This window comes from Legionella bononiensis, assembly GCF_016786215.1.
Taxonomy (GTDB): Bacteria; Pseudomonadota; Gammaproteobacteria; order Legionellales; family Legionellaceae; genus Legionella; species Legionella bononiensis.
Window position 1 is genome coordinate 18,756 of record NZ_JADOBG010000010.1, and the last position, 17,221, is coordinate 35,976.

Below are 17,221 nucleotides of genomic sequence, written 5' to 3' on the forward strand. Positions count from 1 at the left end.
ATTAAATCATAAATCACCCCGTTGAAGATAGTCTCCAGACTGATAACTATTAAATTTAATAACCCATGTTCGCTTTGAAACTTCGTTAAGAACCCAAAACTTCAAAGTGAAATAAAAAGGCGTTTAGTGACAATATATTTCTTGTTGCCCATAAATTAGGCTTGCATAAAAAGCCATTATGTGCTAATTTTGTTCAAATTTTTTATTCTAAATCTTATTGATTTAATTTTTGCTCTATTTTTTTACCCGGAGTCAGATATGCCGATGTTAGCCGCCCCAGAATCCTTTCAACCATTATTTAATTTAGTTAATACGTTTAATACAATACCTGAAAGTGAACACATTCAACGACTCTTTTATTTACAAAAAATTAATTATTTATTGAACACCCTCACACCGAACGCAGAATTATACGACTGGATGACTAATTCAGAACAAAACAGTTTTCTGGGGCATCTTAAGGCATATCACATCAATCCTCATGCATCGTTCTTTTTAAAAGGGATACAATTTGCTCAGGCCGTTACCTCATTTTCAAAAAAAGAACCGGTTGATGAAGCGTTAATCGACAAAGATAAAGAGTATCAACCCAACAGTGAATACGCCTTAATGCAAAATCGTGATGAAATTTTGCTTAATAAAACGTTTGAAGAATCGGGTGATGAATTCATGGCCCTATCTCTTAAACTCGCTCATCTCGCTCTCACCGAACATAAAATCAAAACAAAAGTACAGAAACAACTGATTATCTCGGAAATGGTAGAATCCAAAATTCAAGCCATTAAAGGAAATACAAGCTTTTCAGAACCTGTTCCATTCAGAGTCACCTATAAAACAGAACCACTTGGATCTGGTGGTAATAATGCAAACTTTAGATTTAAAATGAGTGGCTGGGATGAGATGATGATATTTCGTGTCGAAGATCGTTCCGATCTGGGCTTGGAACAACGACTTCATTCTCATCCAGTATCAATATATTTTATCGAAGATTATGTCCTGTTCAGAAAAACATTTAAAAATAAATTATCACCAATTGAATACAGACCTGTAGCATTAAGTCAGTTTGCGAATCAGGGCAATTTAACTGAAGTAGCAAAAAGGTTACACGACAAACCTGCCAAGCAAATAGCCGCCATCGCTGCGTATTATTTTGATCAAGTGACCCACTTTTGCTCTTTGTTAATCGATGCCAAGGCCTATCACCCAGACATTAAACTCTCCAATTTTCTTGCCCATAACAACCGTTTATTAATCAGCGACAGAAAGACATTGATTGAAGATGCACATCCTTTAGTCAATACAGTACGCAGTAGTCCGAATTTTGCACCCGATGAATACAATGATTGCCTTCATTTTGATGTTTTTGGTATCGATTTCAATGAAAAAGCGAAAACTACCGTATTGGATATGCCTAGTTTTATGGCCTTTCAAGTGGGCATGATATTAAAAGAATTCCTGTTGTTGACTCAATTGGATGAATTACCTGATGATTTCAGAAATACCGATCAAAGTGCCGCATCCTATTTTGTCTCACCACCAAACTCGATCATTAATTTATCACTTCTGATACAAGAATTAACGCGTACTGACCCTCAGAAACGCATGACGATCGATCAATTTAAATCCCTGATTGTCTATCGTAATATGAACCCGGAAAATTTCTATAACAAGGTGGAAAAAGCATTTCCTTCTGAACAACTGGGCATAAAAAATGATATAGATGAAATCAACGCGCTGCTGAATGAGAAAAAAAATAAAGGTTTTTTGCAGGGCATTGTAAGTTCATTCATGAACCTGTTCACGCCAAGTACTTATAACAAGGATTTTTTACTTCGCGCCAATGAAGTATTTAAAAAAATATCCGAGAGTGACCCCAAAGAAACTCGTTTAACCAGACTGGCCGAAAAACTTGCTGTTAAATGCTATAGAGAATACAGCCATACCTATTTTAAACAATGTTCTCAATCTCTTGAGGCAGCATTATATAAACAGGACTGGGATAAAGCTCCCTGGTATAGAAAAGCATTATATTGGTTAACTTTTGGTATATACAATGTGGACAGGTCCTCAAATGTGGATATTGCCACAGTAAAAATCAAACAAGATCTTAAAGGGGAGGAGTTTCAAATGCACTTCCCACTTTTAGAATTCCTACCTCCAAACGAACTGGATCATTTAGGAACATTGCAAGCCGCTCGATTTAAAGAGTTTCTGTATTCGCACGTAAATGACATCCTGCCGCAAGACGCTGAAGAATCAGAGCAGTCAAGCTCGTCTTGTAATGAATCTGATGAAGAACAAGCCAGCTCAACTTCATTAAAAAAATTATCGAGATCTCTTAATAAAAAGTCATCTGAAGAATCAAATTCATTGCCCTCAGGTACTGTAGTTATTAGAGCTGATAAACCAGATCAAGCGGTATTGCCAACAGAATCCCTGCCTTCAGGTACTATGGTAATTAAAAAGGATGAAACAGAAGACTCGCTTCCTTCATCAGACTCATTACCTTCTGATACTATGAAAATAAAGACGGATGACGAGATCAATGCTTCACAATTAACCAAAGATTCGCTCTCATCGTCTTCTGTAAAATCCTCCAAAAAGACTAAAAAAGAACTGCCATCAGATACGATTGTGATTAAACCTTCTGAAAACGGTAAAAAACGAATGTCCTTTTCATTCATAAAAGATCTGGGTATTTTCCATAGTAGCAAAAAAGATGCGGTTGCTGAGCCTAAAACACGAGTTTCAAGATTTAAAAAAGTGGATAGTGTCAGGACAGCGCTTCTTAGAGGAGACGGCAGCAATCGCCATAAAGCGAAAGGTCCACAGCGTTTAAGAGTAGAGGAAATCAATTGGGAGCCGGTTACTCCTGATGTCAATGAGCCCTCTTCAAAATCCAACTCTCCTGTAGTATAAAAAAAATCCCCGCCTAGCGGGGATTTTTCTTTCAGTATCTGATTGACTGACACTCGATTATAGAACATTAGATTCCAAACGAAGGTCTTATTCCTTCATCTGGCTCCCTCAAAACAGGCGTATGATGATACATGGATAACCCTGCTTTTTCAGCCCCAATCCGATCCTCATGAGACAGATAACTGTCCGCAGCCTGTATACAATAACTCTTCATCTCATCAATTGAAGCCAATTTAAATGGAGTGCTTAATACAAGTCCTTTGCCAAAATACGCATTATTAATTGCCTCTTCCGAGTCACTCTCCGTCAGTGCGGCTAAATGTAAGAATTTCCAGCACAAAATGTAACCTGCTCTGCATTGATCGTCCAATCTCAAATTTTGATAACTTAAAGCCAGTTGCATATAGCCATTTGCCATTAATAAATACCCTGGACATTGATGTTTTTTTGCAAACGATTCAAGGTTAAATAAAAACTCAGCAATTTTTATCAGATCAGCCTCTGAAGCTGTTCGGAGATTAATGAATATCTGGTGTAAATAATTGCGAATACTATGAAAAGATAAATAGTCTGTAGATTTCACTCCAATAAAACTAACCCCATCTGCAGGTTGGGTATCTTTAGATTTTAATTGCAGTAAATACAATAAATAACCTATTACAAAATCTGAGTCATGAATACCGGGTTGTGCCATAAAACGAAACTCAGGATTGCCAGGCAGACGCAAACTGGCTCTGCGTCTCTCCCAAAATTGATTGTATTGTGGCTCCTTAAGCTTGTGGTGCAATTGAGTATGATTGAATAGAAATTCTGCTAATTGTCCATCACTCCATTGCTCTAATAGTTTTATCGCTTTATCAAAATGATTATTTGTTAAGAAAGAAACGACCTTTCCTTGCGTTGATGATTTTTCTTTCATTGCATCTCCAAAATAAAAAATTGCGTTAATTTCTTACCAATCGAGTAAATCACTGTCTATAGTTATAGATAAGTCTAGTTGATACTATAAGGATATAGCCAGTGGACGCGGAACAAAAAAATCGAATTATCAAACGCTACATTAAGGAAAAAAGCGTAAGACCAGACGATGTAAACCTTAGTGACGATGCGCTTGTGCCTTATGCAGCGCTGGATGGGTTACTGGATTTTATCGATATCAATAACCATGGTTTATTCGATTTTGCTACCCTGGAAGGTGATGCCAATCAATGGAAAAAATTCACCGATGTTCTTAATTATTCTACTGTTTTAACTCCTGGCTCACCACCAACGCTTACCAGTATCAAGGAACGAAGCGCGGCATTCGGCTTACAATACTGGCGAAACGCCAGAGATATCAGCGCATTACCCAAAGATAATTACTATGCCCGCACTACCAGTACACCTGCAGCGCCCGATGCAGAATTAAATGACGGCATCCAAAACAGCAGAGCAAAACTGTATGCTTTGACTCAAACCTTTCCGGCTGCGACCGCATTTAACGCGGCGGATATTGCCCAGGTCAATTTACGAATCAAGGCTCTAAACGAGCAAATAAAACCGATGACCGACATTAATCCACAAAAAGCCATTTTGCAAAAAAGGCTGAACATCCTGCTGGATTTAAATAAAATTAATCAATTGGAGCGAATCACCATTCCACTGGACAATGGAGCAACAGCAACCTATTGCACCCTTGCAGAAGCGGCTGGCGGAGTTACAGAAAAAATTTCCCTGATATCTCTGGCCAATGTAAAGGCCCAGTTAGGTCATATCAATGCCAGAGATGATTTAACTGTCGATAACTACACTACCGATAGAGCACAATTCAAATTAAGTACCGAAGCAATCATCAAACTCCCCAAACATAGCGATATTAAAGAAGTTCAACGTGAAGCAATGGCCCTTAATTGTTCCAGACTCATGGGGTTGGACACGGCCTCTTCAACGACTATTGCTCATAACGGACATCCAGCCATGTTCGTGCCTTTTGATAATATACGTTTACTCAGTGAATTCTCCTCTGGAAAAACCTTCACTGCCGGATTGGGTATCAGTGGTCAAACATACACCCATTACTCGACGATTAAACCCGTAGGGGAAGGAATGCAGGCAGATCGATTTGTTAACGATTTTGGCAATTCATTAGCGCTGTTCTATCTCTGCAGCGATACCGATGCTGTCGGAGGATATTGCCAGAATAAAGCACTTAGAGACAGTAGAAGCCTGTTCATTTTTGATCAGGTAATAATGGATAGCGATAAATTCATTCTTGATTCCCGTTTAAGCCTGCAACCCGATCAGTTCATTATGAAGCATACACGCCACGGACAAGGTCGCAACAGAACACTTATTGAAGACTCTTCAATGATTACTAAATACGCAAGCATCATGCAGCTTAAAGAATTAGGCGGAAAAATAATCCAATACGCCAATCATGTAGCCTGGCAGCACCACAATCGAGCTGATGTCTTGAAAGGACAATTAAGAGGGGTACTGGATAAAGTAACACGGGATAAACTGATTGATGAATTAAAGGATGTAGAAATTCTTGAGAATGATGCCATCACCATTAGAACCAAAATTGAAAATCGTATTAAACAAATAGATGAGGTCTTACCCAAAACAACAGGCGTTGTGAGTTCTGAGGAAGTCCGACAAGCCCTGATATTGGAAAAACTGGTTCATAACCCTGTTTTATTCAGTGACGATGGTCGGCCCTATAAAAATCCATGGACTACACGACAGGCCAATAATGTAGAGTCAATTAATGATTTGGGTAATGGCAGCGTACAAATCAATTTTAACTCTAAAGTTGCTCCAGACATGATTCAATTCATTAAACGACATGGTGGTGGTGATTCATTAACCCTTGTTTCTCCCAAAGTACTCACCATAAGCAAAGCGCATCTGAATGCACTTCGAGAAGGAATGTTGCATCCGGAACATAATGCGATTCTGGCTCCTGATGCAGATTATCTGGTTAATGCAGATTTAGCCTTGATTAAGGAAGCTTATGGTAAAGGACACAGAACTCGAATTATCAACACGATTACAACTTATAAAGCTGAAATGAATGATGCAGAACGAGGTCCTGCGGATAAAATTGCCTCGTTAATAAAAGCGGAAGCCGATTTAAAAGAATTTGTCAGAACAGCTAAAGACAAAGGATTGGGCATGCACGTATTAAAAAAATTCTATTTCGATGCGCAACAACAGCTTCAAAAACTCATGAACCCAGTATTAGTTCCCGCTAATATTAATGAAGCTTTTGCAGCGGCATTAAAGCTGGACAGAGTATCCGAGTTTAATGCGGTAGTCAGAGAGGCCATCGCTCACAACAAACTTACTGATGCACAGTTTACCGGATTTCTTACCGCGTGTATCCAGAAAGAAGCTCTGGCAACAAATCATACTGATGCAGTTAGAGAAAGCCAGGCCTTATCATTAGATGCGCAACGAGTCATAAATCATATGCAATTGCCTGCAGCGCCCATACACATTCAGTTAGCGTTGCATGAGCCTGCTGATGATGGATTGTTACATGTAGATCCCTTAGCAGCTCTTGAGGATGACTTAAGGATTGAGCATCAAGTATTGACTGCGCAACCACTGACCTCTGCGCCTGTGACCCAAACAGTTCATGGGCTGGATGATGGAGTAAGAGATGAGATTACTGTTCGAATTTAGTGATTAGGTACATTGAGAATAATGTCACATAACATGGACTTGATGGAGCAATTATGCCAGTACATGAAAGACGCCAACATTTTCGCATCGATGATCACATCTATTTTGATTATCGAATTATTTCACCCGGTGAATTTTGTTCTGATTTATCGATATCGAATCAGCTACTCGGCGAAAACGGGCAAAAATATATGGAAGCAACTCAATATTTTCAAAATATTGATTATGAACTAGCTGAATTAACGCAGGCATTAGCGATAAAAGAACCAGCCATGGCACATTATCTGAATCTGTTAAATGCCAAAATCGATTATTTATCTCGTCACATCCTGATGTCTGGAAAATTGCAAGTGAGAAAAGTGAACATCAGTTTAGGTGGGATGGCTTTTAAAACAACGGAACTGATTAAAGAAAAAACCCATTTAAAAATCGTAATCTACACCAAACCCAAAATGGTTCCGATTATTGTCGACGCGGTGGTGGTTTATAGTCAATTTCAAAATGAAGCAAGCTATCGCACCGCAGTTTCCTTTACTCAATTAACTGTTGAACAAGAACAGTTGCTCTCGCAACATATTCTGCAGGCGCAGGTAAAAAATCAGTGCGATTGATTTCAGTATAGGCAGTTAAAGGATAGTACTTGGAGTAGATGAGAGATTCACGCATAATGTGCTTTCCTGATGAATTAAAGAGGCACAAAATGAGTAGAATAATTTTTTGTTGTAAATTACAACAGGATGCTGAGGGAATGCAAAAGCCCCCCTTCCCCGGAGCTCTGGGCGAGCGCATTTTTAATGAGGTTTCAAAACAAGCATGGAGTATGTGGCTCTCACATCAAACCATGTTAATCAATGAGTATCGGTTAAACCTGAGTGAAGCCAAATCCCGTGAGTTCTTAAAAGAAGAATTACAAAAGTACTTTTTTGGTGAAGGTTCGGAAAAGCCTTCAGGCTATGTTGCAAAAGAATAAAGGATCCAATTATGTTTCATGATTTATTAGAAATTAATGAGGAAGTTTTAGAAGCCATAGAGAGTCATAAACCAGTGGTTGCTCTTGAATCGACTATTATCTCTCATGGAATGCCTCATCCAGAAAATTTAAATACAGCTTATGAAGTAGAGGATATTATCCGTAATCATGGCGCTATTCCAGCAACTATTGCACTCTACCAAGGTAAAATTCATATTGGCCTGACTAAAAAAATTATGGAACATCTGGCAGAGTCTACAGAAGTAATGAAAGCGTCTCGCCGAGATATCGCTTACGTTCTAAGTAAAAAAATAACAGCAAGCACAACTGTTGCCGCTACCATGTTCTGTGCGCATTTGGCTCGACTGCCTTTATTTGTTACCGGAGGCATAGGAGGTGTTCATCAGGAAGCAGGAAACAGCTTTGACATCTCAGCTGATCTTATTGAGTTGTCCACGACTCCTGTCACCGTAATCTGTTCTGGAGCTAAATCCATTCTTGATCTGCCCAAGACGCTTGAAGTACTCGAAACGCATGGAGTAGCCGTTATCGGGTTTGGTACCGATGAATTCCCTGCCTTTTACAGCCGCTCAAGTGGCATACCCGTTCTTCATCGATTGGACAGTGCCAAGGAAGTTGCTCAACTGATGATGTTTCAACGTCATTTAAACATGAACAACGGCATAGTAATCGCCAATCCCATTCCTGTAGAGGCTGAAATATCGGATGCGGAAATGATACCCTTTATTCAGCAAGCGCATCATGAAGCAAAAAATATTAAAGGACAGGCAGTCACCCCATTTTTATTAAAACGTATTGCCGAATTAACTGCTGGCAAGAGTTTACAGGCCAATATTGAGTTAATTAAGAGCAATGCATTATTAGGCGCACAGATCGCTGTCTCCTATCAAGAAAAATTATTTTCAAAAAAAATGTAATCAATACTTGACTCCAAACGCTTCTCGGAGTTTAATAGCAACCCATTGGGGCCAGATAGCTCAGTCGGTAGAGCAGAGGATTGAAAATCCTCGTGTCGGTGGTTCGATTCCGCCTCTGGCCACCATGTTAATCAATAGGTTACGTGGTGGTTACCCAAATATCTAAAATCTCATGTAGACTCAATGTAGACATAATAAGATCTTTTGGGTCAGCACCATCCCACTTTTTTAGGTTCTGTCTAAAATTTATGAAAAGCTAAATAGTCCAGAAACAGGTCTTGGCTATTACACGAGCTCATAAAATTGGCTCCAAGTAAACTTACTCCCTGCATTTTGCAACTGCCCTCTTTTAAGCATTCAATGCAACTCAATTCCAGAGATGTTTGCTTCAAATGATTTAAAACCAAGCGTGTATTTTGTTATATTTTTAATGCCACGATGGTCTTGTTCAACCATGTTGTTCCTATATTTTATCCGTCATATTTCGATCAGTAAATGCCATAATCCAAACATAAAGAGCACGTTATTAATGAGCTCCAGGGCCGCCGTATTCGAGCTTGATTTATAAATATTAATTTTTTGAGGAAGGCCACTGGAACCGAGCGCTTTTTGAAAAACTTCAATACAGCTGGACGATCTCGTTTTTCTGACCACTTAAAATCAACAGTATTACCTTCCTTATCTACAGCACGATAAAGATAAACCCACTTGCCATTTACTTTGATATACGTTTCATCCATCCTTCAGCTACTTCGTACAGGCTTCTTTCTTATTCTGAAGGATTGATCGAGTTTCGGTGCATAATGAGCCACCCGTTTCTGAACCGTTGAATGATCTAGATCTGCTCCTCGTTCATTCATTAACTCTTCAATATTTCGATAGCTTAGTGGGTAAGCAAGCTTCCAGCGAATCGCCATTAATATTAAATCTTTTGGAAAATGACGACCTTGGAAACTAATCATAGCGCACCTTTTTGGGAGTCCACAATAACAGAGATTTTCTATTTTCGACAGAGCCACAGCCGATCCTACCCATTGTGATTATTGTAATCCTTAGCGTTGCTTTCTAGACCCATAGAACAGATCTTAATGCTACGAAGGATACCTAATAAACAAACTGATTTGATTCTTGCATGGGAGTTAAAGCACCTTTCTCGGTTAGAGTAAAAATACAAATTCCAGCCATCAAATTGAATAAATTTCAAACCATAAGGTCGCTAAATTGATAAGGTGATAAAATAATGTTAAGATTATACATATATATTACATTATCTCAAAACTCGGAGTAGGTATCTTATGAATGGTTTATCTGCAGATATGTATCATGGTCAAGTTGTTGGAAAAATAGGGTTCATTAAACGGTGCATGGACAACATCGATCCTGATTCTGTCAACTCTCTACTAAGATCTGAGTATAAGGAAGAGATTGAGTGGAGCACAAAACCATTTGAAGAGATTTTTGAAGCCAGTAAAGCAGGCAAATGCCCTGATCTGGATACATTAGGGAAAAAAGCATTGGTCTTACAGGAGTTGATGCTCCTGATTGATTCAGTAAAACCGTTTTCTTTGAATCAGGAACTACTGGAAGCTCATTATGTTGCCTTCAAAAAGGAAAATAACCTATGGAACAGCAAATATCACAAAACGCTAACCGTGCTTGATGGCTTGATTAAAGCAAGTGAATTTTCTGCTGTTCCCAAAAAATATTTCTTCAAGGCGATTGTTTCAGCTTTAAAGCATCATATTGCTACTCATGGAATTGTTGAAGATCATGCTGAGATAAAAAAATTAATCCAACTCTCAGAAACAATAAAAGACACTATTGACAATAGTTTCGAACAACAATACACGATATTTAAAGCATTTGTAGAGTCTTTGGTAGATGACTCTTCATTGATAAATAGTTTAGAAACTGAAGTACGCCAAGGAATAATCCAAACTTTATTGGAACATTCACAGAAACTGTTCAGCGCTACTTTAAGAGAACAACTTGCTGCAATTCTTCAAAGTGGAATAATTAACAAAGCATTGTTAGTTACATTCAGCGAAACGATTGGCATTGATCATCAATTGCAATCGTTTGCTCAGTTAACCTTAAGAGGACATCGGCTTGATGCTCTTGAAATTGAGGCAATTTACTCTGATGCTGTCAAAAAGTCGGTTGATAATCCATTAGATTATACAAGGGAAAGAATAAATAGAAGACTATTATGCCGTGTATACCCTAAGCATGAGGAATGTATTCAGAAATCCTCATTTAATTCAACATCCCCTTTTTTAGCAATTGACGTAATCCAGGAAATCGCTTCTAAAAGCACAAAAGAACCCGGGAGTGAAGCTGCTATCTGGCAATTAGTTACACCCCTCAGACTCGCGCATGTAAAATCCCCTGAAATGAGTATGGAGCAACTGGTTGCTTTTATCGATGAGAAATCAAAATCGGTAATCGATGCAATTCCTCGAAGAAATGAACAGCTTAAATTATTGGGTTCAACGGTTTATACTTTTAACGAAGTTGAGGATGTTATACGACCTATATTGAATTCAGGCGAGAATAAAGACAGCAAAATTATTCGTGAATTTCATGAAGCGATTCATGATGCTAAAATGCGATACTTTTATATTCATCCATACAGGGAAGTAAAACAAATTGAACACATTACATCCAACGACGTAACTCAATTTTACAATGAATGTTGTGTTGCAGGACAAAAAGCTGCAACCAAGCTTGCTGATAATCGTTCTTTGCTTACGGTAATTGTTGATGTTTTAAGAAGCCTTGCGAATCTTGCAATTCGCATCCTGACTCTGGGAGCATCACCACAATTCTTCACACCGAAGCCAACTTCGGTAGACATCATTTCATCAGCGTTAGAAAAAGCCAGAACACATATCATGTTAAACCTGGAGCAGTTGAATAACGACTCTGAAACATCTCGACCGGATAACAAACTTCAAAATTGATTTTACAAAGGATTTAATATTTGTATGAAACTCATTAACACATCGAATCAAACAAAAATAGGAACATTTAGAGGAGTTAGTACTGGAGCTTTTAGAAAACGCTTTTTAAAAATATATTCCTTTAATGAATACAGGCATGATAAAGCGTTTCGCTTTTGCATTATTGATTGTCCATATAGGTCTTTCAACTTCTTTTGGTCGGATTCTGAAGTAAAGCGACTTCTTGAGGTATTAAATTTGAGTATTTCTGGCGAAGCTCATGAGGCCATGGAAAAAGAACTATCTAGCTCCAGCTCATTCTATACTATACCGCGAATTCGTAGATATGAAGAAAACTATCAACACATAGTAATGAATATTTCTCTCATAAGAAAAGAAACTCAAATTAATACAATATCTCTTGAATTTTGTTCTGAATTTTTAAACCCCAATATAATCATTCATCTCTCAGTAGCGGAAACAAAAAAATTAATAAATGATCTGCAAATTCACATAAACAAAAACTCACGCCCCTATTGGTACGAAGATTTATAAATACAGGGTAAATAAATGAATACTAAAAATCAAAATGGCGTAGCCTTGGTGCAGCGACTAGCGTAACCAAAGTTCTCCTTTAATTTGGAAAGGAATCTTCTGCGATAGTGCATTTTGGATTATTTGAATCTTCCGTTAAGAAAAGGAACTGTCGGGCGAAGCGACCGACCTACGCTTGCTACATTATTGACTCATTATAATACTTAATCTAGAATCTCCCGCGCTGATATCTCATAGATAGTCTGACTATCAACAATTCCAATGGAAAGGAACTAGAGATCTCAAAGTGCAATCCAAATAATCCGAAAGATCGGATTTTAACCAACAATGGAACAATAAAAATGAATAAAGTTATTAAATCAAGCCTTCTTCTTATGGCATTATGCACTACCTCTACGGCAATCAACGCAGCAACTCCGGGTGCTTATATCGGTGGTGGCGCAGGATTATCACATCTCAATATTGATGCTGGATTAAATCGGGTCGACGACAGTGTCTTCGGCGGACGAGCATTTTTTGGCTACAATTTTAATAATTATTTAGGGATAGAAGCCAATTATTCGGGCTTCAACAAAACACACCTTTACTTGAATAATAATCCTCTTGTAAATGGTGAATATTCTATTAACGCATTAAGCCTAGTCGGTAAACTCTATCTTCCTTTAGGAACCGATGGCAGGATTAATTTATACATCCTTGGTGGCGCCGCTCAGTCTTATGGTAAATTTGATGTCACATATCAATCCCTGTCTGTGTTGAATTTTTCAGATAATGGAGTAGTACCCACTGCAGGGCTTGGGATCAATTATGACATTAACGAGCAATTTACAGGCGGCCTCGAACTGTCCGGCTTTGGTGAAAAAAATGATCCTTATACTATAGGCATTCCAGCAAGCTCTTTGCTGACTTTGAGCCTTGCTTATAAGTTTTAACTGATAGAACGATGTTCGTCCTCCCGAGGTTACGAGGGAGTGTAAGTCAGAAAGTTGTTATATTGGGAAGCAAGCCTGAGAGTAAGCCCAAAGGGCCGTATCCCAGGCTACGCCTACTCAAATTTAGCTTTGATTGCCATGCTTGCTAATGAAACAATGCAAATGCCACCCTTGTGTGCTCTTTTGATTTCATACAATCCAACGTCTGCGCGTTCAACTAGTTCTTCAATAGTATTATCACTATGCTATTTATCTTAGTCAGACCCCATATGCCACCATATCTCTTTACTTTGGTCTCTTTAATCGCTTGAAAGAATAAGAAACTTAGACTAGTCTTAAGCCCGAAAAATTATGTAGATAGTTAATATGTATAGTATTGCACGAGTCAACAGACTAAAATTTTTGGATTCTCAAAAAAGTATTTCCTATTGCTTCTGGAGTCTCTTCTTTTTACATATCAGCTGTTGGGTAATTTTACCTGCGATTTTTCAACTTAATGTCCCGCTTGATGTATGTGAAGGATTTGTTTGGGGCAACGAATGGCCTTTAGGCACTTACAAACACCCCCCCCTCTGTGCATGGTTGCTCCAGGCTGTATATTATCTATTTGGAACTTCTCCCGTTGGATTTTATGGATTGTCCGCATTCGCAAGTGGATTTAGTTTATATGCTATATATCGAACAGGGGCTTTACTTATTAGTCCAACTCATGGACTAATGGGTGCCGCATTGGCGCAAAATATAGTCTACTTTAATGTTCTATCTACGGAATTTAATCCTAATGTATTACAAATGTTTTGGAGTGCAATCGGAAGTTATGTATTTGCGCTGGCTTTAATACGATCTCATATAATCTACTGGATCTTGCTTGGGTGCATCATTGCTCTAAGTTTTTACACAAAATACACCACCCTAATACAAGCGTCTATATTTTTATTATTCCTAGTCTTCAATTCTCGTGCTCGTACTAATTTTAAAAAAACAGGTCCTTATCTGACGGTGTTGTCCTTTATTATACTGTTCATTCCACATCTTCAGTGGTTAATTCAGCATAATTTTCTCCCTCAATATTATATCAAAGATAGACTTGGAGATGTTTTAACACTCAAAGACAGCCTATATTATTCCCTACGTTTTTTGCTGGTCCAAATTCTTGATTGTCTTTTTTCTTTATTAGGAATTTGCCTTTTATTATATCCTTTTCATTCTATAAGCCTCACGAAAACCGATGAAATGTTCAAAAGAACAATTCTTTCCTGGTTGGCTTGGTCTCCCATTGTATTATTAACATTTATAAGTTTTGTTAGCGGTCATAAAATAAAGGATATGTACGGTATGCCTTTCTTATCATTTATCCCGCTTGTACTCTTGTCTTATTTTGAAGTTAATAAAAATAGGATTCGCAAATTTTTTTCTTTCTGGATAGTTATGTTTCTGTCTCAGATTACTCTTTACGTGGGTGTCAATTACTATCATGCAAATGCAAAAAATGATAATCCGCGTCGAGTAGATTTTCCAGGACTTGAATTGTCAAAATACGTTCACTCATTATGGCATAAAAAAACAAAAACACCTTTAAAATTTATTATTGGTAACACCTGGATTGCTGGAAATGTAGCTTTCTACAGCAATGAAAAACATCGGCCCAATGTATGGATTAATGGCGAAATACGTATATCAGAATGGATCAATTTATCAGAGGTAAAAAAGAATGGCGCAATTCTTATATGGCTGCAAAACGATGGTGAGTATGCAATACCAGCCTATTTAGCTGAAAAGTTTCCCAATGCTCAATTAGGCAATAAATTCAATTTGGCGTGGGAGAAACATCCAGAAAAAATGAGTACTTTTGGCTATGCCTACCTTCTTCCTACATCTTAGACCATATAAAACTAATATGTGATTATTCGGTAGATGATGCACAAACCATATTGGAGGAAAATTACCACGGTTATTATGATTCAGAGGTTGATTTTGCCAGGCAGTTATTTGATGACTGTTACTTTGGCTTTGGTTGCCATGCTTGCTAATTAAACAATGCAAATGCCGCCCTTGTGTGCTCTTTTGATTTCATACAAGCCAACGTCTGCGCGTTCAACTAGTTCTTCAATAGTATTATCACTATGCTTTGAAAGGGTTCCCCCTACACTTATAGAGATCTGTTGTTTAGCTAAAGCTGCTATTAATTCTTCTGCCTTCTTTTGGAGGGATTCTTTATTGATGCCTGAAAAAATTATTGCGAACTCATCACCGCCGTATCGAAATACTTTATCCATTTGACGTACTAATTGTTGAGCTGTTTCTGCAACAAATTTTAATAATTTATCCCCTGCAATATGACCATAGGTGTCATTGAATGACTTAAAATTATCAATATCAAAAAACAATAACCCAACAGTCTCATTATACAGCTTAAAGTGTTCGAGCACCTCACTGCCAGACACATAAAAGATCTCTCTATTAAAGACCTGTGTTAAAGGGTCAGTAACTACTTTTTCTGACAATTGCAGGTTTAAATTTTTAATATGAGTAATATCTCTTTCTATTGCACCCAGATAAGATAGCTTACCCTGGTCATCATAAATATAAATAATAGAAAAATTTATCCAATAGGGACAACCATGTTTGTCATAATTTAACAGATCAACATTGATGTCTTTTTTCTTCTTTATGGCATTTTTGATTTGCAATAAGGTTTCTTTACAGGTTTTCTCACCTTGCAGAATCCGTGGAGTTTTGCCAACAACCTCATTGAGTTTATATTTGGTGACATTCAAAAATGCTTCATTCACCCAAACTATTTCTGGCCCATAAGGCGCATCTATGGGATCGGGTCTGGTTATGATAACCATATCATTCGTTTTGTTAATCAGTTTAATTTTTGCTGCCTCAATATCCATCACTATCCTTATGATAACGATCGCCATCTTCAAGATATTGAGTTAATTGTTCATAAGGCATAGGGCGCGCAAAAAGGAATCCTTGATAAAAATCAATGTCGTATCTTTTGATAACATCATACTCTTCTTCCGATTCAATACCCTCACAAATAATCTTAATGCCCAGCTTATTGGCCATGACACATATATTTTCCATAATCACTTGCTTAAATTCATTTGTGTGGATATTTCTAACAAGCTCTAGGTCCAACTTAACATAATCGGGCCTTAGATCGGATAATAGATTTAACGAGCTATAACCTGAACCTAAATCATCTAATGCAACACCATATCCTTGTTTTCGATAGAAATCCATGATGCTTAATAAATGCTTTTTATCATTTACTTCATCACTTTCGATAACTTCAAACACGATTTGAGAGGGATTTAAATTTGTTTTTTTTAAAGCATGATTAGTTGTAGTCAAACAATAAGACGGGTCATAAATTGCAGTAGGATTGAAGTTGATAAATATCTTTTTTTCAATATTAACTTTGTTCATATTATCTATATGAGTAATTCTTGCCTTTTTATCCAACAAAAACAACATATCACTGATTTTAGCAGCATTAAAAATATCTGATGGCGAAATTATACTGTTGTTGATGTTTCCCCTTAATAAACATTCGAATCCATAAGGTTCCAGTGTTTCTTTGTGGACAATAGGTTGACAAAAGGTGGTCAAGGAACCATTTTCAATTAGATCTACCAACCATTGCCCTAAAAGTAACCCGACCAATTTTCTCAGTGTATAGGTGTGGTTTAAGAGTATCCCTACCCCAGCATTCGCATGAACAGCAGGTATTAACAATGCCTTGGAGTCTTCTAGCTCAATTTGTGAAAAGCAGGTATCAATGATTTTACCCAGTTGATAGGATTCTTTGGCAGAAAAAGATAAAGAAATAACATTATCATCCGTATGGATATCGTAATTATTATCTGCTAGGTGATTGAGAAGCTTAGTAGAGCTATGACCTCTTGGTGGGGCAATGAGCAACTTATATTGGCCAGATAGTTGATAGGTACGCACCGAGTCACATTTTTCACATGGCATTTCAGTTCCTTCGGATAAATATTTTCCTATTTAATCACTATAGTACTTATTTGCTATATTTGCCTTAAAAGCCTGCAAGGGCGTTGCATCAAAATGAACCTCGTACATTAAATGTCAGGGTCGTTTTAAGAATATTTTGAGTGTCCATATGCTGTTCCGTTTTCGCATGCAATACCTCTTTATCTGTTATCGATTATTTTAAAGCAGACTGTCTGTGACATTTTGCTCAAGGCATACTATCCTGATTATTCACCACAATGATTTGTTTCAAACGACAGCTTCCACGCCCGAATGTTAAGTAGA

At 37.7% G+C, this 17,221-nt stretch carries 12 protein-coding genes, 1 tRNA gene and 2 pseudogenes; 11 read left to right on the forward strand and 4 right to left on the reverse strand.

The window, feature by feature from the left end; translation table 11 throughout:
• Positions 1-258: 258 nt before the first annotated feature.
• Positions 259-2,919 carry a hypothetical protein gene (locus IZU94_RS05460; protein WP_203108760.1) on the forward strand — a complete coding sequence of 887 codons (2,661 nt, stop codon included), beginning with the start codon at positions 259-261 and terminating at the stop codon, positions 2,917-2,919.
• Between the two features lie 67 nt (positions 2,920-2,986).
• On the opposite strand, the gene IZU94_RS05465 is transcribed toward IZU94_RS05460, so the two are convergent.
• Positions 2,987-3,838, reverse strand: a complete 852-nt coding sequence (locus IZU94_RS05465) for a DUF5630 domain-containing protein (RefSeq protein WP_203108762.1) — start codon at positions 3,836-3,838, stop codon at positions 2,987-2,989.
• Positions 3,839-3,939: 101 nt separating this feature from the next.
• Between IZU94_RS05465 and IZU94_RS05470 the strand changes: the two genes are divergently transcribed.
• The 5 genes from IZU94_RS05470 to IZU94_RS05490 all read left to right on the forward strand — a co-directional run bounded on the left by IZU94_RS05470 (position 3,940) and on the right by IZU94_RS05490 (position 8,621).
• A complete protein-coding gene (locus IZU94_RS05470; RefSeq protein WP_203108764.1) occupies positions 3,940-6,588 on the forward strand; it encodes a hypothetical protein in 2,649 nt (882 codons plus the stop codon).
• 53 nt (positions 6,589-6,641) lie between these two features.
• A complete protein-coding gene (locus IZU94_RS05475) occupies positions 6,642-7,199 on the forward strand; it encodes a PilZ domain-containing protein (RefSeq protein ID WP_203108766.1) in 558 nt (185 codons plus the stop codon).
• Positions 7,200-7,288: 89 nt separating this feature from the next.
• The gene (locus IZU94_RS05480) at positions 7,289-7,558 is read left to right on the forward strand and encodes an oxidative damage protection protein (RefSeq protein ID WP_203108768.1); all 270 of its coding nucleotides are present in this window, start codon (positions 7,289-7,291) and stop codon (positions 7,556-7,558) included.
• An 11-nt stretch (positions 7,559-7,569) separates the two neighbouring features.
• On the forward strand, positions 7,570-8,496 hold the full coding sequence (locus IZU94_RS05485; protein ID WP_203108770.1) for a pseudouridine-5'-phosphate glycosidase: 927 nt from the start codon (positions 7,570-7,572) through the stop codon (positions 8,494-8,496).
• A gap of 49 nt (positions 8,497-8,545) precedes the next feature.
• Positions 8,546-8,621, forward strand: a tRNA-Phe gene (locus IZU94_RS05490).
• Positions 8,622-8,781: 160 nt separating this feature from the next.
• Here the strand turns inward: IZU94_RS05490 and IZU94_RS05495 are convergent.
• Positions 8,782-9,458: pseudogene (locus tag IZU94_RS05495) on the reverse strand (IS6 family transposase).
• Positions 9,459-9,791: 333 nt separating this feature from the next.
• Between IZU94_RS05495 and IZU94_RS05500 the strand changes: the two are divergent.
• The 5 genes and pseudogenes from IZU94_RS05500 to IZU94_RS18160 form a co-directional block, all read left to right on the forward strand.
• On the forward strand, positions 9,792-11,459 hold the full coding sequence (locus IZU94_RS05500; RefSeq protein ID WP_203108772.1) for an SUI1 family translation initiation factor: 1,668 nt from the start codon (positions 9,792-9,794) through the stop codon (positions 11,457-11,459).
• Between the two features lie 24 nt (positions 11,460-11,483).
• Positions 11,484-11,993 (forward strand): hypothetical protein, encoded by a 510-nt coding sequence (locus tag IZU94_RS05505; RefSeq protein ID WP_203108774.1) that lies wholly within the window; start codon positions 11,484-11,486, stop codon positions 11,991-11,993.
• Positions 11,994-12,334: 341 nt separating this feature from the next.
• On the forward strand, positions 12,335-12,925 hold the full coding sequence (locus IZU94_RS05510; protein ID WP_203108776.1) for an outer membrane beta-barrel protein: 591 nt from the start codon (positions 12,335-12,337) through the stop codon (positions 12,923-12,925).
• A 366-nt stretch (positions 12,926-13,291) separates the two neighbouring features.
• The gene (locus tag IZU94_RS05515; protein ID WP_203108778.1) at positions 13,292-14,806 is read left to right on the forward strand and encodes a glycosyltransferase family 39 protein; all 1,515 of its coding nucleotides are present in this window, start codon (positions 13,292-13,294) and stop codon (positions 14,804-14,806) included.
• An 11-nt stretch (positions 14,807-14,817) separates the two neighbouring features.
• Positions 14,818-14,928, forward strand: a pseudogene (locus IZU94_RS18160) (antirestriction protein ArdA); the annotation flags it as partial.
• Between the two features lie 27 nt (positions 14,929-14,955).
• Here IZU94_RS18160 and IZU94_RS05520 read toward each other — a convergent pair.
• Positions 14,956-15,825, reverse strand: coding sequence for a diguanylate cyclase (locus IZU94_RS05520; protein WP_238400524.1), 870 nt, complete (start codon positions 15,823-15,825; stop codon positions 14,956-14,958).
• Complete coding sequence (locus tag IZU94_RS05525) at positions 15,815-16,918, reverse strand: EAL domain-containing protein (RefSeq protein WP_203108780.1); 1,104 nt, start codon at positions 16,916-16,918, stop codon at positions 15,815-15,817. The genes IZU94_RS05520 and IZU94_RS05525 overlap by 11 nt, the downstream gene beginning before the upstream one ends.
• Positions 16,919-17,221: the final 303 nt, after the last annotated feature.